Source organism: Mesorhizobium sp. CC13 (assembly GCF_039907765.1).
Lineage (GTDB): Bacteria > Pseudomonadota > Alphaproteobacteria > Rhizobiales > Rhizobiaceae > Aminobacter.
In genome coordinates, this window is the sequence record NZ_JARDJI010000003.1 from 251745 (window position 1) to 273933 (window position 22189).

20 protein-coding genes and 1 tRNA gene are annotated in these 22189 nt (G+C 65.1%); 12 read left to right on the forward strand and 9 right to left on the reverse strand.

All coding sequences use genetic code 11. The annotated features are described in order from the left end of the window. Positions 1 to 33 precede the first annotated feature (33 nt). The 6 genes from PV773_RS07090 to PV773_RS07115 all read left to right on the forward strand — a co-directional run bounded on the left by PV773_RS07090 (position 34) and on the right by PV773_RS07115 (position 4779). The gene (locus PV773_RS07090; protein WP_347965666.1) at positions 34 to 1935 is read left to right on the forward strand and encodes an ABC transporter ATP-binding protein; all 1902 of its coding nucleotides are present in this window, start codon (positions 34 to 36) and stop codon (positions 1933 to 1935) included. Then, positions 1932 to 2741 (forward strand): 4-hydroxy-tetrahydrodipicolinate reductase, encoded by an 810-nt coding sequence (gene dapB / locus PV773_RS07095; protein ID WP_347965667.1) that lies wholly within the window; start codon positions 1932 to 1934, stop codon positions 2739 to 2741. The genes PV773_RS07090 and dapB overlap by 4 nt, the downstream gene beginning before the upstream one ends. 37 nt (positions 2742 to 2778) lie before the next feature. After that, entirely contained in the window at positions 2779 to 3396 is a 618-nt protein-coding gene (locus PV773_RS07100; protein ID WP_347965668.1) for a 2,3-bisphosphoglycerate-dependent phosphoglycerate mutase, read from the forward strand. 218 nt (positions 3397 to 3614) lie between these two features. Next, positions 3615 to 3699: transfer RNA gene (locus tag PV773_RS07105), tRNA-Leu, on the forward strand. 140 nt (positions 3700 to 3839) lie between these two features. Next, positions 3840 to 4109: a hypothetical protein gene (locus PV773_RS07110; RefSeq protein WP_347965669.1), complete on the forward strand. Its 270-nt coding sequence runs from the start codon at positions 3840 to 3842 to the stop codon at positions 4107 to 4109. 184 nt (positions 4110 to 4293) lie between these two features. Continuing rightward, a complete protein-coding gene (locus PV773_RS07115) occupies positions 4294 to 4779 on the forward strand; it encodes a hypothetical protein (protein WP_347965670.1) in 486 nt (161 codons plus the stop codon). 497 nt (positions 4780 to 5276) lie between these two features. Here the strand turns inward: PV773_RS07115 and PV773_RS07120 are convergent, their stop codons facing one another. Beyond that, positions 5277 to 5642, reverse strand: a complete 366-nt coding sequence (locus tag PV773_RS07120; RefSeq protein WP_347965671.1) for a hypothetical protein — start codon at positions 5640 to 5642, stop codon at positions 5277 to 5279. 177 nt (positions 5643 to 5819) lie between these two features. Continuing rightward, positions 5820 to 6791 carry a glycosyltransferase gene (locus PV773_RS07125; RefSeq protein ID WP_347965672.1) on the reverse strand — a complete coding sequence of 324 codons (972 nt, stop codon included), beginning with the start codon at positions 6789 to 6791 and terminating at the stop codon, positions 5820 to 5822. 178 nt (positions 6792 to 6969) lie between these two features. Here PV773_RS07125 and PV773_RS07130 point away from each other — a divergent pair, with 178 nt between their 5' ends. Together PV773_RS07130 and PV773_RS07135 are read left to right on the forward strand one after the other, a co-directional pair. Continuing rightward, positions 6970 to 8856, forward strand: a complete 1887-nt coding sequence (locus tag PV773_RS07130; protein WP_347965673.1) for a glycosyltransferase family 2 protein — start codon at positions 6970 to 6972, stop codon at positions 8854 to 8856. Positions 8857 to 9220: 364 nt separating this feature from the next. Beyond that, positions 9221 to 9580 carry a septal ring lytic transglycosylase RlpA family protein gene (locus PV773_RS07135; protein ID WP_340038494.1) on the forward strand — a complete coding sequence of 120 codons (360 nt, stop codon included), beginning with the start codon at positions 9221 to 9223 and terminating at the stop codon, positions 9578 to 9580. A gap of 31 nt (positions 9581 to 9611) precedes the next feature. Here the strand turns inward: PV773_RS07135 and PV773_RS07140 are convergent, their stop codons facing one another. The 6 genes from PV773_RS07140 to PV773_RS07165 all read right to left on the reverse strand — a co-directional run bounded on the left by PV773_RS07140 (position 9612) and on the right by PV773_RS07165 (position 15577). Next, complete coding sequence (locus PV773_RS07140) at positions 9612 to 10667, reverse strand: D-alanine:D-lactate ligase-like protein (protein WP_347965674.1); 1056 nt, start codon at positions 10665 to 10667, stop codon at positions 9612 to 9614. Between the two features lie 129 nt (positions 10668 to 10796). Continuing rightward, a complete protein-coding gene (locus PV773_RS07145; RefSeq protein WP_347965675.1) occupies positions 10797 to 11669 on the reverse strand; it encodes an SMP-30/gluconolactonase/LRE family protein in 873 nt (290 codons plus the stop codon). A gap of 3 nt (positions 11670 to 11672) precedes the next feature. After that, the gene (locus PV773_RS07150) at positions 11673 to 12308 is read right to left on the reverse strand and encodes a 2-dehydro-3-deoxy-6-phosphogalactonate aldolase (protein ID WP_347965676.1); all 636 of its coding nucleotides are present in this window, start codon (positions 12306 to 12308) and stop codon (positions 11673 to 11675) included. A gap of 4 nt (positions 12309 to 12312) precedes the next feature. Next, positions 12313 to 13251: a 2-dehydro-3-deoxygalactonokinase gene (locus tag PV773_RS07155; protein ID WP_347965677.1), complete on the reverse strand. Its 939-nt coding sequence runs from the start codon at positions 13249 to 13251 to the stop codon at positions 12313 to 12315. Beyond that, positions 13248 to 14015, reverse strand: a complete 768-nt coding sequence (locus PV773_RS07160; RefSeq protein ID WP_347965678.1) for an SDR family oxidoreductase — start codon at positions 14013 to 14015, stop codon at positions 13248 to 13250. The genes PV773_RS07155 and PV773_RS07160 overlap by 4 nt, the downstream gene beginning before the upstream one ends. A 221-nt stretch (positions 14016 to 14236) precedes the next feature. Then, positions 14237 to 15577, reverse strand: coding sequence for an EAL domain-containing protein (locus PV773_RS07165; RefSeq protein WP_347965679.1), 1341 nt, complete (start codon positions 15575 to 15577; stop codon positions 14237 to 14239). 323 nt (positions 15578 to 15900) lie between these two features. Between PV773_RS07165 and gshB the strand changes: the two genes are divergently transcribed. Next, complete coding sequence (gshB, locus tag PV773_RS07170) at positions 15901 to 16845, forward strand: glutathione synthase (RefSeq protein WP_347965680.1); 945 nt, start codon at positions 15901 to 15903, stop codon at positions 16843 to 16845. A gap of 15 nt (positions 16846 to 16860) precedes the next feature. Here gshB and PV773_RS07175 read toward each other — a convergent pair whose 3' ends face one another. After that, positions 16861 to 17955: a zinc metalloprotease HtpX gene (locus tag PV773_RS07175; protein ID WP_347965681.1), complete on the reverse strand. Its 1095-nt coding sequence runs from the start codon at positions 17953 to 17955 to the stop codon at positions 16861 to 16863. Positions 17956 to 18170: 215 nt separating this feature from the next. Between PV773_RS07175 and dnaK the strand changes: the two genes are divergently transcribed. The 3 genes from dnaK to pmtA all read left to right on the forward strand — a co-directional run bounded on the left by dnaK (position 18171) and on the right by pmtA (position 22127). Further along, on the forward strand, positions 18171 to 20087 hold the full coding sequence (dnaK, locus tag PV773_RS07180) for a molecular chaperone DnaK (RefSeq protein ID WP_347965682.1): 1917 nt from the start codon (positions 18171 to 18173) through the stop codon (positions 20085 to 20087). A gap of 192 nt (positions 20088 to 20279) precedes the next feature. Next, complete coding sequence (dnaJ, locus tag PV773_RS07185; RefSeq protein WP_340038504.1) at positions 20280 to 21422, forward strand: molecular chaperone DnaJ; 1143 nt, start codon at positions 20280 to 20282, stop codon at positions 21420 to 21422. A gap of 99 nt (positions 21423 to 21521) precedes the next feature. After that, positions 21522 to 22127: a phospholipid N-methyltransferase PmtA gene (pmtA, locus tag PV773_RS07190; RefSeq protein WP_347965683.1), complete on the forward strand. Its 606-nt coding sequence runs from the start codon at positions 21522 to 21524 to the stop codon at positions 22125 to 22127. Positions 22128 to 22189 lie beyond the last annotated feature (62 nt).

The window sequence follows — 22189 nt, forward strand, 5'->3', positions numbered from 1 at the left end:
CGCAGCCAAAAGGCGGTTTCCCCGCCGGGCTTCATGCTCTATGAGGGCATCGCGAGCGTGCGGGAGGCCAATGGGATAACCGGCTTGAATTCGAGTAAGTCAAAACGCGGCCGGGCAGTCCCCGGCGAGGTCGTCGCCGTCATCAAGCGCATCGCCGCCGAGAACGGTCGCGACTTCGTCTGGCACTATGCACTTGCGGCGGCGTTCCTGGCCATCATCGCCGGGACCACGGCGTTCACCGCATGGATCATGCGCGATATCGTCGACGAGATCTTCTACCGGCAGCGCGCCGACCTCATCGTCCTCATCTGCCTGTCGATCGTCGCTGCCTTCGTGCTGCGCGGCATCGCTACCTACGGTCAGGCCGTGATCCTCGCCAAGGTTGGCAACAACCTCGTCGCCCGCTACCAGCGCCGGCTCTTCGACCACCTGATGAAGCTCGACATGGAGTTCTTCTCCGCGACGCGCTCGGGCCAGGTCGCCGCCCAGATCAACGAAAATGTCAGCGGCATCCGGTCGATCCTCAACATCACCGTCACCTCCATCGCCCGCGACTTCGTATCGCTGATCGGGCTGATCGCAGTGATGGTGTTCCAGGATCCTGTCCTGTCGCTTTTCGCACTGTTGATCGGCCCGCCGTTGGTCTACTTCGTCGGCCACCTGATGCGCCGGCTGCGAAAGCTGAACCGCGACGCCATCCTGGTCAATTCGCGCCTCATCGGGGCGATGCAGGAGGCGGTCCAGGGCATGGCCATCGTAAAGGCCTTCACCATGGAAGACCAGCTGTCGGGAAAGATGCACCACCTGGTGTCCGACTCCGAGGCGCGCTCCAACAAGATCGCCCGCGTGTCCGAGCGGCTGTCGCCGATCTCGGAAATGCTCGGCGGCTTCGTATTCGCCACCGTCATTGCCTATGCCGGGTACCGTGCAACCTTCGGGGCTCAGCCGCCCGGCACGATCGTCGCCTTCCTCACGGCGATGATCCTCGCCTACGATCCGGCCCGCCGCCTCGCCCGCACCCAGGTCGGGCTGGAACGCGCCCTGGTCAATGCGCGCATGATCTACGAGGTCCTCGACACCGAACCGCGCCAGGACGACGCCATCGGTGCAGGCCAGCTCCAGGTCGGCAAGGGCGACATCGTCTTTGACGTCGTCGCGTTCTCATACGGACCCGAGGCTGCGGTGCTGCGCGACCTGAGCTTCACCGCGCAGGGCGGCAAGACCACGGCCATCGTCGGCGCGTCCGGCGCCGGCAAGTCGACGCTGGTGGCGCTCCTGCAGCGCTTCTACGACGTCGACAGCGGCAGCATCAGCATCGACGGCCAGGACATAGCCTCCGTCACCAAGCGCTCGCTGCGCCAGTCGATCGCCTTTGTCTCGCAGCAGCCCTATCTGTTCGAAGGCACGATCCGCGACAACATCCGCTACGGCCGCGCCGACGCCACCGACGCCGAGATCGAGCAGGCGGCTCGCCTGGCCTTCGCCGACGAATTCATCCGCCAGCAATCTGAAGGCTACGACACAGCCGTCGGCGAAAACGGCGCGACGCTGTCGGGCGGCCAGCGCCAGCGCGTCTCCATCGCCCGCGCGCTCGTCCGCAACGCCCCGATCCTGCTTCTCGACGAGGCGACGTCGGCGCTCGACAACGAATCGGAAGCGCGCGTCCAGGCGGCGCTGGCCGCAGCCACCAAGGGCCGCACCACCATCGTGATCGCCCACCGCCTCTCAACGGTGGTCAACGCCGATCATATCGTGGTGCTGGACCAGGGTCGGCTTGTCGAAGAAGGCACCCATGCCGGATTGATGGCCAACCCCAACAGCGTCTATGCCCGCTTCCACAACCTCCAGGACGAGGTCGGACTCGGGCTGGTGGACGACCTGGGCACCGATGAGGAACTGTCGCGCGCCGGCGCCGGCACAGGGAGCAAGCTATGAGCGACATGGGACTGGTGATCGTGGGCGCAGCCGGCCGGATGGGCCAGGTGCTGCTCCGCACCGTGCACACGATGGACGGCGTGCGCGTGGTCGGTGCGGTCGAACGTTCCGGCTCGCCGCATCTCGGCAAGGACGCAGGCGAGATCGCCGGCGTCGGCATCATCAACGTCGGGATCACCGACGACCCGCTGGCCGCCTTCGCCAAGGCCGACGGTGTGCTCGATTTCACCGCGCCTGCGGCAACCGTCGAATTCGCCGGCTACGCCGCCCAGGCGCGCATCGCCCACATCATCGGCACCACCGGCTGCTCGCCCGAGGACGACGCGAAGATCGCCGCGGCGGCGCGCCACGCCACCATCGTCAAGTCCGGCAACATGAGCCTCGGCGTCAACCTGCTCGCCGTGCTGGTCGAGAAGGCCGCCCAAGCGCTCGGCCCGAGCGACTTCGACATCGAGATCCTGGAAATGCACCACCGCCACAAGGTCGATGCGCCGTCGGGTACGGCCCTGCTGCTCGGCGAGGCGGCGGCGCACGGCCGCAAGATCGCGCTGGCCGACAAGAGCGTGCGGGTGCGCGACGGCCATACCGGCGTGCGCGAGAGCGGAACCATCGGATTCGCCACGCTGCGCGGCGGCTCGGTCGTCGGCGACCATTCCGTCATCCTCGCCGGAACCGGCGAGCGCATCACCATGTCCCACCAGGCCGAGGACCGAGGCATCTTCGCCCGCGGCGCCGTCAAGGCGGCGCTCTGGGCGCATGGCAGGAAGCCCGGCCTCTACTCGATGCGTGACGTCCTCGGCCTCTAATCCAATCCAAATCCAGTCCTCATCCAAGGGAGCAAAAATGTCCGGTACCCTCGTGCTTGTCCGCCACGGCCAGAGCGAATGGAATCTCAAGAACCTGTTCACCGGCTGGCGCGACGTCGACCTGTCCGAGAAGGGCCACGCCGAAGCCAAGGCAGCCGGCGAAAAGCTCAAGGCCCGCGGGCTCAAGTTCGACATCGCCTTCACTTCGGCGCTGATGCGCGCCCAGAAGACCTGCCAGCACATCCTGGACGTGCTCGGCCAGAGCGATCTCACCACCATCCGCGACCAGGCCCTCAACGAGCGCGACTACGGCGACCTCAACGGCCTCAACAAGGACGATGCGCGCGCCAAGTGGGGCGAGGAGCAGGTGCATGTCTGGCGCCGCTCCTACGACACGCCGCCTCCGGGCGGGGAAAGCCTGAAGGACACCGGTGCACGCGTGTGGCCCTACTACCTGCACGACATGCAGAAGCATGTGCTGTCCGGCGGTACTGTGCTGGTGGCCGCCCACGGCAATTCGCTGCGCGCGCTGATCATGGCGCTCGAAGGCATTTCGGGCCCTGACATCGTCAAGCTCGAACTCGGGACCGGCGTGCCGATCGTCTACAAGCTCAACGCCGATTCGACCGTCGCCTCGAAGGAGGTGCTGGCCTGACACGTCAGGCCGGCGGGAATACGCGATCGGGCGTCGAGCTGTCGCCCGGTCGCTTCAGGGCGCACAAACGCCGACGTTTGCGGGCTCCGGATAGACTACCCCTGGGGAATATCCGCGGCCGGAATGCCGACAAATTGCGGGGTGCGGCGCATTCGCCGGCAAAAGCTGAAAAAGCGCGTTGACACCGTCGCTTCGCCCGCTTACATCAGCGCCCACCAGCCCAGATGGCGGAATTGGTAGACGCGCACGGTTCAGGTCCGTGTGCCGCGAGGCGTGGAGGTTCGAGTCCTCTTCTGGGCACCAGTTCACAGCGAAAAGCCCTGCAACTTCAATGTGTTGCGGGGCTTTTCCTTTTATGCATCCTCCCACCAATCCACCTTTCACGCTTTGGTTGAGTTGGGATTCACATTTCGTCCCTGCAGAACGCTACGGAAGGTCGGATTATGACAATCCGCTTCCCCATCCAGCCGCGCATGGTCCCACCTTCGAAGATCGCGCGACGGCTCGGCATCACCATGGCCACGTTTCTCGAGAAGCGGGCCGAACTCGAACATAGCGGTTTCCCGAAGCCCGATACTATCCTGGGCAACTACTGCCTCGACGCCGTAGACCAGTGGATTGACGGTCGCGCCGGGCTGTCCCGCCCCGGCGATCCATTGTCGGCCCAGGTCGAAATGCTCCAGGCCATTCGCGGAAAAGCATGGGCAAGGTGACGACGAAAAACCGAACTTGTTACGGTTTAGCGAAAGTCGTGGGCGGGCCGGTTGCCAGGTGCGCTGTCTCCAGGGAATGGCCCTCCCCCCGTCGGCTGACACACGAGTAGACCTCTAGTCCTGCTTGCAGGTTTAGCCTTGGCGCGCGATGCTGGGTTTCTGCCTTGGGGAGGGCTTTGGGGTGGTGGACATCTGGAAGTGGGGCATATTGGGCGTGGTCGCGGCCGCAGTAGCGACAGCTGTGAGCATGCAAACAGGATTCTTCAATCCGTTCGACTCGCGAATGACTAGGGCTTGCGAAGCGACGCTCAAAAAGCGCCTTCGGTCACCATCTATGTACAAACGTGTCGAGATCAGCGACTCCAAAGAGCCGATGTCGTTGGACACATATTTGAAGATGGAGTCTGCCTCAGATCAATCGGCGGTGAACCTTTATACCCAGATGTACAAGGATGCGGTCGCGCGAGGAGACCAGCCCACTGTTTTCACCTCATTCATCACCTATGACGCCCCCAATGCTTATGGCACCCCAGTTCGGGGAATTGTAGCCTGCGCATACTCGTCTTCAGATGGGAGCAAATCCTCGGCCAGCGAGTTCAATGTGCAGATCGACGGGCTCACGCACATACGTTGGCTGGCTGATCAGGTTCGCAAGTTGCGCAGCGGATAGCGGGCGCGTGGGCGAGATCTACCGTTTCACTCTGCGGCGAAAGCGACCGTCTTGGTGGCGACGGTTGTTGCAGGCCCGCCGAGCGTAGCCACCGCCCGAGCGCTCAGCCTGTTCATCGCGCGCATTGCCGATCAACCTTTCGATCCACCTTTTTCAATCCCCCCGCCAATCCACCTTTCGGCGTGCGCTTGGCTGCAATTTCGCGAGAAAGGCTGAAGTGGAACGAAACAGGAAAGGTTGGCGGCGTCAACCCCTTCGATAAGGGGTGATAAAGTCTGAAAAGCGCAGCAATTTCAACCTGATGCCTCTTCTGGGCACCAGTTTCCGTTTCAGGATGCTCTCGATGCATCCATGAGAACGCAAAACCCCCGGTCACCCCGGGGGTTTTTTGCTATCCCGGGAAGCTTAGCCTTGGGCCAGGCGCGACGCCATCCCGTCGGCGGACTGGCCGAGTGGGCTCGGCCCCAAGCGGGGGCCAAGCCCCGGTCGTCGAAGCATCAGGCCTCGAGATTGCGGTTGCGGTCCTGCCAGAGCTCCAAGATGGCCAGCAGGGCTACGGCGATGCCGAGGCCCATGTGCCAATTGCGCAGCGCTCCGCCATATTCAAAGGTGAAGGGCGAGGCGATCATCCAGAGGCCGCAGAACAGCGTCAGGATTTCCTCCCAGCGCCGCAGGAATATCTGCTCGAGACCCCCGAGCACCACGATCGCTGCGCCCACGAGAGCCGTCGCTGCGGCCATCGTGGTGTTGCCGCCGATGTCGAACCACATCGGCGATACCAGGACCATGGCACCAAGGATCATCAAGGCGACATCCTCCCAGCGCCGGTGTTGCATCAGTCCCATGTTGTCAAGAGTTGCCATGACGAAGATCCTCTCAGGCTAAGTTCGAGTATAGCTCAAACGCCCGTGAGGACTTGTGCGTGGTGCCGAACTCCTCAACGGGCGTTCTTCGCACTGACGCCAGTATCTCAAAAAACCCCAACAAGTTCAATTAACCCTGTTGAACCGCCGGGGAACGGCGCCGGCGCGGGGCAACGCCTATCGGCCCGTGACCCGCGCATAGAGCCGCGAACGGGCACCGAACAGACCGAGTATCCGGCCCATGGACCAGCCGGCCGCCCGCGCGCAGGCAACGATACCTGGTCCGCCGCGAAACGGAACCGCGAGCGTCGCCATGGCGACCGCGACCAGCCTATAGGGCAGAATCGCCATCCCGGGCGCGGCGCGCCATCCCCTGCCCCGCTTGCGGGCAAGCGATGCAAGCGACTGGTCGCGGGCGCGGCGGAACTGGTAGGCGAAGGTCAGGCGCTCCGGCGGCATGGTTTCGTACACCAATGCCCGGTCGGCCCAGGATTTCGTCAGGCCGCGGCGCGTGACTTCGCGATCGAATGCTGCGTCGCTGCCGCCGGTCAGCGGGTCGCGCTCGTCGAACCGAAGCCCATGAACCACGAACAGGTCGCGGTGCGCGAGCCAGTTGTTGGTGACGACAGTGACGCGGTCGGCCCTGCCCGCCAGGTTCTGGCGGCGGGCAACTTCGGCCTTGTGACCGAAGCGATGCTGCACGCCGCGCAGGATCGCCTTGCGCCATCGCGACAGCGGCGTGGCAGGCGCCTGCGCCTCGACCGGCCCACCGATGAGCAGAGCCCGGCTGCGGCGATATTCGGCGACGAGTTCCACGAGCCAGTCCACCGCCACGCGCTCATCATCGTCGACGAAGGCGATCAGGTCGGCGCCGCAAGCGACCGCATGCTCCACGGCGCGGTTGCGCGCAATCGGGATGCCGATGCGCGGTTCGAGCCGGTAGTCGATCTTCAGACCGCTGTGCGCGCCGGCCACCACGTCGCGGCAATCGGGTCGCGCCGCATTCTCCACCACGACGAAGTTCACGTCGACGCAAGGCGGTGTCTCGCACGTAGCCCATGATGCCATGAGCTGGGCGAGCATGAGAGGCCGTTCGCGGGTGATCGCCGCAACGCAAAGCCGCAAGCGCGGCATGGAACTGGAGGACATCTGCCCTGACTCCGCATTCAACCGTCGACATTGCGTCGCCAGGGCAGCGGCAACGCGGTTCTTGGTGCGGGGGCGGCTCCGTATCCCACAGCTTGATGCATATTACAAGTAGCAACAAGCATGGACCACAACCATAGAATCGGAATATCTGGCGCGTCCGATGGAAGGCGTGCGAGCCATGATGAAGCCGATCCTGTCTTACTGCATACCGGTGCAGAACCGCCTGGCGGAGGTGGAGGCCACCCTGTGGCAAAACCTTGATGCCAACCGGCAATTCGGTCAGGCAGTCGAGTTCGTCATTGCCGATTTTGGCGGCGACCCGGCGCTCGATCGCCATATCCGGATGAATTTCGCGCCGGAACTCGCCTCGGGATATCTCAGGATCGTAACGGTCAAGCGCCTGCATCCCTGGCATTTCGGCCGGGCCAAGAACGTGTTCCGAGACCATATCGCGGCCGAGCTCTATTCGAGCCTCGACGCCGACAACTTCGTTTCGGCTGCAGAAACGCAGCAGATCCTCGACCTTCATGCCGAACATGCCGGCCGGCTGCTGATCCATCATTTCAGCGGCAACTGGGGTGACGGGACCTGCGGCAGGATCACCCTGCCGGCTGATCTTTACCGTTCGGTCGGCTACGACGAGAGGTCGTTGCCGCGCCAGTACGACGAAATGGACCTCATCCTGTCCGCACTCCGGACCGAGCCCGGGCTCGCCTATGTCTCCTACTTCCCGGGAGGCGCGCTTCGGAAATCGAAGGCCACGGCGAGTTTCCTGCGCAACGAAGGTGTCGGCATAGACTGCAGGGTGGTGGCTGACCTGCGTACCGCCAAGCCGCTCAACCCCAAGCAGAAGCGCTACATCGAGGATGGCGGTCTCCTCGAAGCGATGCAGCGGTTCAACCGGTCTTCCAGTTTCGCCAGGAACGCCCGCAACAGCGATGGCAGGGAACGCTACTTCGCCCAAGCGATGACGGGAGCGCATGCGGCCGTGCGGGCACTCGACCCGGTGGCGGCGCTGCAATGCTTCTTCGAAGCGCTCGCCCGACCGCTTTCGCGACTCGACGATGGCCTGGTCCCTGTCTTCGCCTGCGTCAAGGACGACACCTTCGTGCTTGAGGAATGGTACAGGCACTACCGCCGCATCGGCTGCGGACCGTTCTTCATCGTAGACGACGACTCAGCCACACCCGTCTCGGAAACCTTGCCTTATCCCGACGTGCACGCGCTCACGCCGAGGGTGGGACACTACCGCACCTGCAAGGCAGCCTGGCTGATGGCGGCGATGAAAGCGGTGCTGCCGCAAGGCCGATGGGCACTCACGATCGACGCCGACGAATTCGTGGATGTGCCCTCGAGGCTCGGCAGGTCCATGGCGGATGCGGCGGCCGCCGCCGAAGGCGCTGGTTCGCCGTGGGCGCCGGGGCTGCTCGTGGACATGCTGCCGGCGCCTTCGGACCAGCCGGGGGAGCCGGCACGCGGCTCCTTTCTCGATGAATTCGACCGCCACCTGTTCGACGGCAGCGGCGACGAGTCCGCGTACCGGCGCAACAATTCGATCCGCTGGGCCTTCGGCAGGCACTGGCGGGCAAGCTACTGCATCGATGCCCGGTATCGCCTCGCCGGCACCATCGACGTGCTGCGCAAGGTTCCGCTCGTCAGATACAGTCACGATATCAGGCTGCATCACGGCTTCCATGACGTCGCCTTCTGCGATGCGGCCAAGACCGGGCGCGAGCGCTGGCACAGTCCACTGCTCCTGCCGATCCGGCACTACAAGCTCGTCAAGCTTTTCGATGCGCGCGAGCGCGAACGCATGGCGGCGCACGCCAGCCTGTGCTTCATCCACGATTTCAAGACGACGGCCAATCTGCGCGAGCTCGTCGCCGGGGACCGCGCCGGCGACTGGGACAAACTGCATTTGCTGCACACGGTCCCGTATGACCCCGATCGCTTCTCCGATCCGGAGTTTTTCCGCGATGCGCTGGGTGTGGCGGCTGCGGTGCCTGGCTTGGTGCGCCGCACCATGCACGCCCTGCTCGGCGGAGCGCAAAAGTCCCTGCGCTAGCTTTTTGCCCGGTCGCGGTGGCTCGCAGACGCGCGGTTCATGTAGTCACTCTTGCGAGCGCCGCGACGATTTTTTGCCATTTTACGAAAAACCTTCCGACATCCGCATGTGTAAAAGTATAAATCAGCAATATTGCTTCGCGTATCCTTCAGCGAAGATTCTTCCATGATGCAGCCGATCTGGCTTTCACCCCGGAAATTGTGAAAAAATTCCTTACGGGATTTACGATTCTTCCTGACAAACTGTTACCTTGAGACTCCAAACGTGTCCGTTCGCCACGGAACCGCCCGAGGCTCGCCCCATTCGCTGCCACATTTCGTCCGAAACCGTTCCGTGTGTTCAACAACGGGGCGTTAACCAGAAGATGAAGAAGCGCGCTAAGCCAGCGATCGTGGCGGCCTCCGTCGCCGCCGGAATGATGATATTCGCCTCCACCGGAAACGCCTCCGCCCAATGCGGCAGGGCGTCCTGGTACGCCTTGACGTCGAAGACTGCCTCGGGCGAGCGCATGAATCCATCGGCCATGACCGCGGCCCACCGCTCGCTCCCCTTCGGCACCAAGCTCCGCGTCACCAATCAGAAGAACGGCAAGAGCGTCATTGTCCGCATCAACGACCGCGGCCCGTTCATCAAGGGCCGCGTGCTCGACCTGTCCAAGGCCGCCGCGCAGCAGATCGGCTTCGTCCGCTCGGGCCACGCCGCCGTGTGCATGGAACGCGCCTGATGCGAGCCCGCGCCATTGCGCGGGACAGGGGCTAGCCGAACCGACGCGCCGCCGTCTCGGCCATCGCCTCGGCGAGACTCATGCCCCACTGGCTCCGGCAATAGGCACGGAAGTCGAAGCAGGGCAGGCCCGGGCTGACCTCGAATTCGATGAGATGGACCGTGTCGTCGGCCTCGACGCGCAGGTCCATCGAGAAGACGTCGCGCAGCCCGAGGCCGATCATCAATGTCGCGGCGATATGCCTTATCGTCTCCGCCGCTCGCGGCTGAGCCGACGCCACCGGCACGAGTTCCGGCTCGGCATAGCTCCCCTCGCCCTTGGCCGCGGCGCCCGTTTCGCCATAGAGCGCCATGCTGTCGGCCATGGTCTGGAAGTCTCCGCCGGAATCGACGAAGGCTAGGCCCAGCACCTCAGGCCCCGCCGCAGGATCGACCGCGAGGAAGCTTGCCCGGACGTTGCGGCCCGCCACGTAGGACTGCACGACGACGTCGTCGCGATAGGCTTCCAGCACGCGCCGGCCGAGCGCCAGCGCCTCCCCGGCCGTGCGACAACGCGAATCCTCCCATATGCCGATCTTGGCCCCGAGCCGATTGGGCTTGACGAAATAGCCGCCATGCGCGGCCGGCGGCTCGACCAGCCAGTGGCCACCGCGGGCAAGGCCGGCTGTTGGAACGGGCAGTCCGAGGGCGCCGAGCACCGCGCCGGACCGAAACTTGTCCTGGCAGAGCGCAAAGACGGAATCGTCGGCGCCGATCGTCGCGAGCCCGTTGAGCCGCGCCAGCGCAGGTGCGACGCCGCCGCGGAAATAGGCGACACCGTCGGTGAGCGTCCAGACCAATGTGCCGGAGCGTTCGCAGGACGCGAGAGCGCTGACCGCATCATCCAGCTCGACGGCGCGAAAACCAATGCCGCGGCGCGCGCAAGCTTCGCCTATCGCGTCGAATTCGGGGGCAAGATCGGTCGATTGCGCCAGATAGGAAGCGATCTCGGTCGCGGCGCGGCGGTCAAACCCTTCGGCCAACAGCCGCTCGAAGCAAGCCCGCTCGGGTTCGTAGACGAGCACGAGCGTCGGGGGGTGTCCGGCCATCGGTCATTCCTCCTGATGCGGACGCCAACGGCATTCCGACAGCCCGAGATTGGCATCGTCCCGATCCCGGTCCTGCCGGGAAATCGACCTTGAACCTGCGCTCCGGCGACACTCCTGCCCGTGCGGATTTCAGATCAGCACGCGCGGCTCGTGGCGGCCGTTGACCGCTATGTCGAGCAGGAAGGTCTTGCCCGCATATGGGTCGGCGCGCCGCGCTTCGGCATCGAGCCCTGCCGCAGCCGAGGTCACGGCCAGCCGGTCGGCCCCTGCCCCGACGAAGGCCGGGCAAGACGCCTGCACCGCCGGCACCGCCACGCTGCGCAAATGCCTGCCGTCGGGTGCGTAGGCATCGACGCGGCCGCGGCCCCAGCAGGCGTTCCACAATATGCCCTCACGGTCGAGCACGGAGCCGTCGAGCCCGCCCTCGTCGCCGCGCCTGTCGACGAACAACTTGGGCTCGCCGACTGGCAGGCCGGTGTCGGCGTCGCAGTCGACCCGGTAGAGGATGTTCACGGCAGTGTCCGTGAAGTAGGCCGTCTTGCCGTCCTCGGTGAAGCAGATTGAGTTGGGAATGCTGATCGCCGGGTAGAGCAGGCGCAGCTCGCCGCGGAAATACCAGTAGATCGCCCCGGCCCCGGCCTCGGCCTTCTTGCCCATGGTGCCGAACCACAGCGCACCTGAGGGATGCACCCGCGCGTCGTTCGACCGGGTGGAGCCGTTGGAAGCTTCGACCGGATGGTGCATCGTCAGCTTGCCGGTCGCGGCATCGCGGATATGGAGCCCCGTCTCCGTAAGCAGAAGCTGACGTTCGCCGTCGATGACGGCGATGGCGCTCGCCATTTCGCCGAACTGGTGGACGCGCGTCTCACCACCTGAGACCTTCTTCTCGAGCATGCGGCTCGCGACGATGTCGAACCAGTAGAGCGTGTCGGTCGCAGGATCGTAGCTCGGACCCTCGCCCAACTCGCAAACCACGTCGGAGAAGATCGAAGCGCCGCCCATTGGTCAGCTCCCCCTGCCGATGGCGTCCCAGCCGGCCACCGCCGCGCGGGCGCGGGCACCGACCTCGGCCGCCGTCATGCCGGGCTTGTAGAGGCTCGAGCCCAGCCCGAACAGCTGCACGCCGACCTTGGCGTAGGCGGCGAAATCGACCTCCGACACGCCACCGACGACGCCGACCTGCGTTTCGGCTGGCAGCACGGCGCGTATGGCGGAAATGCCGCCGGTGCCGAGCACGCTCGCCGGGAAGAACTTCAGCGCCGAGGCGCCCAGCTTGAGCGCCAGGAAGGCATCGGTCGGGGTGAAGACGCCAGGCATCGTCACCATCTTGTGCACCATCGCCCGGCCCATCACCTCGGCGTCGATGTTGGGGCTGACCAAGAGCCGCCCGCCGGCATCGTAGAGGCGATCGACATCCTCGCCGCGCACCACCGTGCCGCCGCCGACCAGCGCCTCGGGCAAGGCATTCGCCAGCATCTCGATCGAGCGGAACGGATCGGGCGAATTGAGCGGCACCTCGATCGCCTCGATGCCGGCGTCACGGACGGCGCGGCCGACGTCGAACGCCTCCCCGGGTTTCAGCCCGCGCAGGATGGCGACCAGGCCGCGGCCGAGCCTTGGAAATGGAGCCGTCACGTTCATGTCGCTATCCTTTTGCAAGCATTCCGTTGCGCCGCGCCGCGGCCACCAGCCCAGCCATCACCGCCTTGTCGGCGTCGGCGATGCGAACTGCGAGGCCGCCGAGCTTCAGCGCTTCGGCATAGAGCGCGCCGAGCGATCCCGAGCCGACCAGCACGACAGGCGTGTCGCGCTGCCCGAAGCGGCGCGTGGCCGAGGCGATCTCGGCGCCGATGAGAAGGCCCGACAGCGCCGCCGCCGCATCGGCCTGGCCGAGGCCTGACAACAGGCCGGCGGCGCGGATGCCGAACAGGCGGGCGCCGATGTCGCCGTCGGTCAAGGCTTCCCGGCACCAGTCGCGGAACACCTGGTTGCCGGGCGCCACCGCCGCCGGCTTCTCGCCCAGCGAATGGCGCAGGATCGAATGACCGGCAAACACCGAAAACATCTCACCGGTCGGCCAGGTGCCGAAGCCGCTGACCCTGCCGTCGTCGACGGCGACCCATTTGCAGTGGGTACCCGGCATGCAGACGAGATGGCTGCCGGAACCAACCTCGGCGGCGACGCCGGCAAGCTGGGTCTCCTCGCCGCGCATCACGTCCGGCGCGCCTGCCTTGCGCTGGGCGAGGCCCGGCACGATACGGACATCGCGTCCGGTACTGGGCACCGGCACCGCGGCGCCCAGGATGTCGGCCAGCGACGCCGGCACGTCGACATAGGGCGCCTCGACCCAGCCCTGGCGGGCGCCGGCCATGCCGCAGACGATCGTCGGCAGGTCGGCGGGCGCCCCCATGCTGGCGAGGTGATTGTCGAGGATCGGCGCAAAGCCCTTGTGCTGGGCGGTCAGCAGGCCCTCGTCGCCGCGGCGCTCGTCGAGCACCGTGCCCTTACCGTCCAGCAGCCAGACGCGCAGCCTGGTGGTGCCCCAGTCGACGGCGGCAATCGACGCCTTGGAATCTCTGCTCACAAAAGTCCTCCATCGACGATCAGCGTCTGCGCGGTCAGCATTCTCGAAGCGTCCGACGCCAAGAACAGAACCGGGCCCACCATGTCGCCCGGCAGCATCATCTCGGGAATGCTCTGCCGCCCGATATGCTCCTTGAGGTTTTCCTCGTTCACCCAGAGTGCACGCTGGCGCTCGGTGATCACCCAGCCGGGCGCCAGGGCATTGACCCTGATCCTGTCGGGGCCGTAACGGCCGGCCATGCCCTTGGTGAGCCCGACGATCGCGGCCTTGGCCGCGGTGTAGGCCGGCATGGTGCCGATGTTGAGCATGTAGGCGGTCGAGCTGAAATTGATGATCGAGCCGCCGCCGGCGGCCGCCATGCCCGGCGCCACCGCCTGGATGGCGAAGAACTGCGGGCGGAGGTTTACCGCCTGGTTGGCGTCCCAGCTTTCGGGGGTCACGTCGGCCACCTCGTGGCGTGCATCGTTGGCGGCGTTGTTGACCAGCACCGTGACCGGCCCGTGCGCCTCGACGGCTGCGGCGACGGCGCTGCGCAGTTCATCGATGTCGGTCAAGTCGGCGCGCAGGTAGAGCGGACGGTTGCCTGTCTCAATCGCGAGGCGGTCGACAAGCGCATGGCTCGGCTCGTCGGCAATGTCGATGAAAGCGACCTTGGCTGCCTGGAGGACAAAACCTTCGGTCAATGCCGCGCCGATGCCCGAACCGCCGCCGGTAATCAGCACCGAGCGCCCCGCGAGATCCGGAAACCGCGCCGATGGCATCATGAACCTGTTCCTCCGCATGGCTGGGCCCGACCAGGGAGGACGAAGCACGCCCAGCTTGGATTTTCATCATACAAATCCTAGACTATCATCATACAAAGCGGAAACGCTTTTCCGCCGCGGAAGCCGTCTTTTTCAAGCGAGAGAAGGGGCGACGAAGCGGCAGGGCCGCGAGCACCAAGGAGCACGCTTCCTGCCCAGGGATCAGCTCCGGCGCACCGGATTCAGATCGCCTTGGCGTAGGCCGCGCCGCGGTGGGCCTCGCGCAGGTAGCCGAGCGTGGCATCGGCATCGACCGGGCGGCCGAACAGATAGCCCTGCCCGCCGGCACATCCGAACTGCATCAGCCTCTCGGCCTGGGCCTCCTTCTCGATGCCCTCGGCGACGACATCCATGCCGAGGCCCTCGCACATGGCGAGGATGGCGCGGATGATGTGTTCGGAGGGGCGGTCGTCGAGGATCGACGCCACGAAGGCCCGGTCGATCTTGAGCTTGTCGAAACGGAATTCGCGCAGGCGCCCGAGCGACGACTGGCCGGTGCCGAAATCGTCGAGCGACACCCGGATGCCGACGCGGCGGAGGTCCTCGACGATCTTCTCGGCCGAAACCGGATCGGTCATCAGGCCGGTCTCGGTGATCTCGATCTCGAGCCGGCGCGGATCGAAGCCGGTGCGCTCGAGAATGGACAGGATGTGCAGCCCGGTATTCTGATCGACCAGTTGCGAAGGCGACAGGTTGAAAGACAGAAACATGTCCTGGGGCCAGCTGCGTGCCGCTTCCGCCGCCTTGCGCAGCACCAGTTGCGACAGCGGCCCGATGATGCCGCGTTCCTCGGCGATTGGGATGAACACCGCCGGGGAGACGAAACCGAGATCACGGTCGGTCCAGCGCGCCAGCGCCTCGAAGCCGATGGTGCGGCGGGTGCTGAGATCGACGATCGGCTGGAAATGCGGCGTCACTTCGCCGGCGGCCACGGCGCGCCGCAGCGCCTGCTCGATGCGGGTGACGCGCTTGGCCGCCTCCTCCATCTCGCGGGTATAGACCACGACGCGACCGCGGCCGGAGCGCTTAGCGTGGTAGAGCGCCGTCTCCGCCTTGCGCATCAGCGTCTCGGTGGTGTCCTCGGTCGACTGGAAAAGCGAGCAGCCCACGGAGGCCGACAGGCGCGCGGTGCGCTCGCCGAGATCATAGGGCGCGGACAAGATTTCGATCAGCATGCGCGCCTTGTCGGCCGCCGCTTCCTCGCTGAACACCAGGGGATAGAGGAAAGCGAACTCGTCGGCTCCGATACGCGCCACAGCGGAATAGCCGTCGGACGCCGCCCTCAAGCGCATCGCCACCTGCACGAGGATATCGTCGCCGGCCCGGTGGCCGAACAGGTCATTGATCGGCTTGAAGCCATCAAGGTCGAGAATGCCGACGGTGAAGGGGGCGGGATCCTCCGCGCGGTCGTCGATCAGCCGCTCGATCTTGTCATGGAAGCGGCGCTGGTTGCCGAGCCCGGTCAAGGCGTCGGTGAATGCCTGATCCGTGTCCCTGTCCGCGTGACCAACGCCGAATGACATGCTCGTCTCTGTCTCGATAAGGTGTTTCGGCGGACAGTGGCATCCAACCGTTTAGAATTTGTATTCAAAATGCAGCTCCGTCTGGATTTCGACACTGGTGTCGAAATCGGTTTCATCGGTGCGGGCACGAGTCGAGCGCCCTTCGCCAGCGATTCGAACCGCCTGATTGAGGGCGGATGCAGCCGCGGGTGAGAAGCCATGGCGAGGCGAGCGAGCGCCCGACCATTGCATAAGGCAGGCAAATCGCTACATCCTCGCCATCACCAGCGCCGCCGCAACACGGCAGTGCGCATCGACCACCGACAGCCGCGCCGGAGACCTCCATGCCGCTCAAGATCGCCGTCCAGATGGACCACATTGCAACCATCTCGATCGCAGGCGACACGTCGTTCGCACTGTCGCTCGAGGCGCAGCGCCGCGGCCACGAACTCTATCACTACACGCCCGACCGGCTTTCGATGCGCGACGGCAAGGTCTTCGCCCGCCTCGAGAAGCTCGAGGTGCGCGACATCAAGGGCGACCATTATTCGCTCGGCGAGCCGGTGCGCACCGACCTGTCGGAAATGGACGTGATCCTTTTGCGCCAGGATCCGCCCTTTGACATGAACTACATCACCACCACCCACATCCTCGAACGCATCCATCCCAAGACGCTCGTCGTCAACGACCCGGCCTGGGTGCGCAACAGCCCGGAAAAGATCTTCGTCACCGAATTCGCCGACCTGATGCCGGAGACGCTGATCACCAAGGATCCGCAGGAAGTGGCCGCCTTCCGCAAGGAATTCGGCGACATCATCGTCAAGCCGCTCTACGGCAATGGCGGCGCCGGCATCTTCCACCTGCACGAGGCCGACCGGAATCTCGCCTCGCTGCTCGAAATGTTCGGCCAGATGTTCCGCGAGCCCTACATCGTCCAGCGCTACCTCAAGGACGTGCGCAAGGGCGACAAGCGCATCATCCTGATCGACGGCGAGCCCGTCGGCGCCATCAACCGCGTGCCGGCCGAGCACGACAGCCGCTCCAACATGCATGTCGGCGGCCGCGCCGAGAAGACCGAACTCACGGCGCGCGAGCGCGAGATCTGCGCGGCAATCGGCCCGTCGCTGCGCGAGCGCGGCTTCATCCTCGTCGGCATCGACGTCATCGGCGACTACATGACCGAGATCAACGTCACCTCTCCCACGGGTATCCGCGAGGTGAAGCGTTTCGGCGGCGCCGATATCGCGGCGCTGTTCTGGGACGCCGTGGAGGCGAAGCGGGCCAGATAGCGGCCACCGGCAAATTCACCACCAGACGCCGCCACGGGTGACGCGGATGCGCGGGCCGCCGTCGGGCGGGTTCAGCGGGCCTCCGCAGGCTGGGCGCGTGTCGTCGGCGAAGTCGGTGTTGGCGGCGTTGATGAAGCCGCGCGCGCCATGCGGCAGATAGGTGCCGGGATGGGCGCGGATCCTCGGCACCATCGAAGGCCGCCGGGTGCGCGGCAGGTCGCCGGCCTCGGCGGCGATATCCGCCGACTTCAGGGCCCTGAGCCGGGCCACGCGGTCGGCGGTGAGCGGATGGGTCCTCAGGATCGAGGGATCGGGGATGCGCCCGCTCGGCAATAAGATGTTTTCCCACACCCTGCCCTGCGCGCGTTCGAGCTTGGTCAGTGCCGAGGCAAGCCCGTCCGGGTCGCCGGTGAGTGTCACGGCACCCAGGTCGGCATCGAACTCGCGGGTGCGCGAAAGCGCCATCTGCAGCAGGCCGCCTATCGTGGGTGCGGCAAGGAGCACCAGCACGGCGAGCCACGGCACCTGCGCGCGGAAGCCTCCGGCAAAGCCGGCCAGGTTGAAGAACAGCGAGATCAGGCCGACGGTCGACATGAAGGAAGTGAAGCGCGACACCATGTCGGCGAAGGCCATGACCTTCACGTCCTCATGGGCGATGTGGCTGACCTCATGGGCGAGCACGCCGGCTAGTTCGCGCGGCGTCAGGTTGCGGGCGAGCGCGTCGGTGACGGCGATGGCCGCATCGTCGCGGCGGCCGACGGCAAAGGCGTTCATCATCTTGGACGGGATGACATAGAGCTTCGGCACGGCCGGCAGTTCGGCGCGGCGGGCAAGCTCCTCGACGATGCGGAAGCCGGCAGGAAAATCTGCAGGGATCACCTGCCTCGCCTTGTACATGGACAGCACCATCTGCGGGCTGATGCGGCGAACCGCCCACATCGACACGGCACCGAAGACGACGGCATAGAGGATGCCGGTGCCGCCGCCGAAGGCCCAGGCGGTGACTGCGAGCAAAAGCAGGCTGCCGGCGCCGAGCAGCCAGGTCTGCAACGTGTTCAGGGCCCGGTTGCGGCGATGCTCGAATAGGTTGATTGAACGAAGCTCGCCCATGGGCAGAATATGAGTGCGCGGCAGGCTTTTGCCGAGTCCCCCGGAATGGAAAGTTTCGGAACGCTTGCGCTGTCAGAAGCCTGTTCTTATATACGCCGCAACACCGCTTCGGCCCGGAAATCCGGCATCCGGAGCGGAATTTCTTGTGACAAGGGGCTCTCGACGGAACGCCTCAATGGGTCCAGAGAGCCTGCTAAGCGGAGAGAAGTGCTAAAATGGCAAAAGTTATCGGCATCGACCTGGGAACGACCAATTCCTGCGTCGCCGTCATGGACGGCAAGGACGCGAAGGTTATCGAGAATGCGGAAGGCGCGCGCACGACCCCGTCCATCGTCGCTTTCAGCGGCGACGGCGAGCGCCTCGTCGGCCAGCCGGCCAAGCGCCAGGCGGTCACGAATCCTGAAAACACCGTCTTCGCGGTCAAGCGCCTGATCGGCCGCCGCTACGACGATCCGGTCACCGAGAAGGACAAGAAGCTGGTCCCCTATCACATCGTGAAGGGTGACAACGGCGATGCCTGGGTGGAAGCCGGCGGCAAGAAGCAGTCGCCCAGCCAGATCTCGGCGATGATCCTGCAGAAGATGAAAGAAACGGCGGAAGCCTATCTCGGCGAGAAGGTCGAGAAGGCGGTCATCACCGTTCCGGCCTATTTCAACGACGCACAGCGCCAGGCCACCAAGGACGCCGGCAAGATCGCCGGCCTGGAAGTGCTGCGCATCATCAACGAGCCGACGGCTGCGGCACTCGCCTACGGCCTCGACAAGAAGGACGGCAAGACCATCGCCGTCTATGACCTTGGCGGCGGCACGTTCGACATTTCCGTGCTGGAGATCGGCGACGGCGTGTTCGAGGTGAAGTCGACCAACGGCGACACCTTCCTCGGCGGCGAAGACTTCGACATGCGCCTGGTCGAGTACCTGGCGGCCGAGTTCAAGAAGGAACAGGGCATCGACCTGAAGAACGACAAGCTGGCCCTGCAGCGCCTCAAGGAGGCTGCGGAGAAGGCCAAGATCGAGCTGTCGTCGGCGTCGCAGACCGAGATCAACCTGCCCTTCATCACCGCCGATGCCTCAGGGCCGAAGCACCTGACGATGAAGCTTTCGCGCGCCAAGTTCGAGCAGCTGGTCGACGACCTCGTCCAGCGCACGATCGATCCGTGCAAGGCAGCGCTGAAGGATGCCGGCCTCAAGGCCGGCGAGATCGACGAAGTGGTCCTGGTCGGCGGCATGACCCGCATGCCCAAGATCCAGGAGATCGTGAAGCAGTTCTTCGGCAAGGAGCCGCACAAGGGCGTCAACCCCGATGAGGTGGTGGCTCTCGGCGCCGCCATCCAGGCCGGCGTGCTGCAGGGCGACGTCAAGGACGTGCTGCTGCTCGACGTCACCCCGCTGTCGCTGGGCATCGAGACGCTGGGCGGCGTGTTCACCCGCCTGATCGAGCGCAACACCACGATCCCGACCAAGAAGAGCCAGGTCTTCTCGACAGCCGAGGACTCGCAGAACGCGGTGACCATCCGCGTCTTCCAGGGCGAGCGCGAAATGGCCGCCGACAACAAGATGCTCGGCCAGTTCGACCTCGTCGGCATTCCGCCCGCACCGCGCGGCGTGCCACAGATCGAAGTGACCTTCGACATCGACGCCAACGGCATCGTCAACGTCTCGGCCAAGGACAAGGGCACCGGCAAGGAGCACCAGATCCGCATCCAGGCATCTGGCGGCCTCTCCGACGCCGACATCGAGAAGATGATCAAGGACGCCGAATCGAACGCCGAGGCCGACAAGAAGCGCCGCGCACTGGTCGAGGCGCGCAACCAGGCCGAGGGTCTGATGCACTCTTCGGAGAAGTCGCTGAAGGAATATGGCGACAAGGTCACCGAAGCCGACCGCACCGCGATCTCCGATGCGATCGCAGCGCTGAAGACCGCCGTCGAAGGCGACGACGCCGAGGCGATCAACGCCAAGTCGCAGGCCCTTGCCGAAGCTTCGATGAAGCTCGGCCAGGCGATGTACGAGGCTTCGCAGAAGGAAGCGGCCGAATCCGACGCCGCGGCCGACGCGGCCAAGGACAGCGACGTGGTCGACGCCGATTTCGAAGAGATCGACGACAACGACGACAAGAAGAAGTCGGCCTAAGTGCCGGTTTCGAGGCTCTGACAAGGAAGCCCGGCGGTTTGGCCGGGCTTTTTTGCAACCTGAAGCGAAAAAATGCGGCGAATGCCGTGCAAACTCTGGCATTGCGGCCCCCGGCTCACTAAATCGAAGCCTGTCGCCACAACACCGGCAAACAATGCCACAAGACATTGAGCGTCCGGGCAGCGGGAAGATATGAAAGCTGATTTCTACGAAACGCTGGGCGTTCAGAAGGGCGCCGACGACAAGGAGCTGAAGTCGGCCTTCCGCAAGCTCGCCATGCAGTTCCATCCCGACCGCAATCCGGGCGACGATGCCTGCGAGCACAGGTTCAAGGAAATCAACGAGGCCTACGAGACGCTGAAGGACCCGCAGAAGCGCGCGGCCTATGATCGTTTCGGCCACGCCGCCTTCGAGAATGGCGGCATGGGCGCCAACGGATTCGGCGGTGGCGGTTTCGGCGCAGGCGGCTTCGCCGACATCTTCGAGGACATTTTCGGCGACATGATGGGCGGCGGCGGCCGTCGCCGCTCGTCCAACGGCCGCGAGCGCGGTGCCGACCTGCGCTACAACATGGAAATCACGCTCGAGGAGGCCTTTGCCGGCAAGACCGCGCAGATCCGCGTGCCGACCTCCGCCTCCTGCACCGAGTGCAACGGCTCCGGCGCCAAGCCCGGCACCCAGCCGGTGACCTGCTCGATGTGCCAGGGCCACGGCAAGGTACGGGCGAGCCAGGGCTTCTTCTCGATCGAGCGCACCTGCCCGCAGTGCCAAGGCCGCGGCCAGACGATCAAGGACCCTTGCGGCAAGTGCGCCGGCCAGGGCCGCACGGTCGAGGAGCGCTCGCTCTCGGTCAACATCCCCGCCGGCATCGAGGACGGGACACGCATCCGCCTTGCCAATGAGGGCGAGGCCGGCCTGCGCGGCGGGCCGCACGGCGATCTCTACATCTTCCTATCGGTCAAGCCGCACGAATTCTTCCAGCGCGACGGCGCCGACCTCTATTGCAAGGTGCCGATCTCGATGACCACGGCAGCGCTCGGCGGCTCCTTCGAGGTGGCGACGCTCGACGGCACCCAGACTCGCGTCAAGGTTCCCGAAGGCACGCAGAACGGCCGCCAGTTCCGCCTCAAGGGCAAGGGCATGCCGGTGCTGCGCCAGCCGCAGATCGGCGACCTGTACATCCAGACCGCCGTCGAGACGCCGCAGAACCTGACGCGCCGGCAGCGCGAGCTACTGGAGGAATTCGAGAAGCTGTCCTCGACCGAGAACTCACCGCAATCGAGCGGGTTCTTCTCGCGGATGAAGGATTTCTTCGAGTCCTTCGGGGATAAGTGAAGCTTACCGCTGCCGTAACGTAAATTGAGTTGGCTTTGGGCTTGCCATGATCCGAGTTGCTGGTATTTCTCCGGCAGCAGGGGTGAGGAGATCCAAGCGATGCTACGCGGTTCCGGAATACGCAAAACCCTTGCAGCCAAGTTCGACGACGAGCTGAAGTTCTTCAAGGGCTGGATCGACAAGCCCAAGACCGTCGGCTCGATCGTGCCGACCAGTTCGATCACCGCCCGCCGCATGGCTTCGGTGGTGGACCTGCGTTCGGGCCTGCCCGTGCTCGAACTCGGGCCAGGCACCGGCGTCATCACCAAAGCCATCCTGGCCCGCGGCGTGCGACCGGAAAACCTCTATGCGGTTGAATATTCGGCCGATTTCGTCCGCCACCTCAATCGCCTCTATCCCGGCGTCAACGTCATCCAAGGCGACGCCTTCAATCTCGACGACACGCTGGGCGCCCTGAAGGGCCAGAAGTTCGATTCGGTCGTTTCCGGCGTGCCGCTGCTCAACTTTCCGGTCAAGCAACGGGTCAAGTACGTCAACGACCTGCTCGACCGCATTCCCGCCGGTCGGCCGATCGTGCAGATCACCTATGGTCCGAAGTCGCCGGTGCCGCCCGGCCAGGGCGACTACGTCATCGAACATCTCGATTTCGTCTTCCGCAACATCCCGCCGGCGCAGCTGTGGGTCTACCGCCGCCGCAAGCACTGAACCGCGCCTTGATTTGACTGGGCATTGCCTATACCCGACACCTCGGCGCGCCTTGGTGGGGC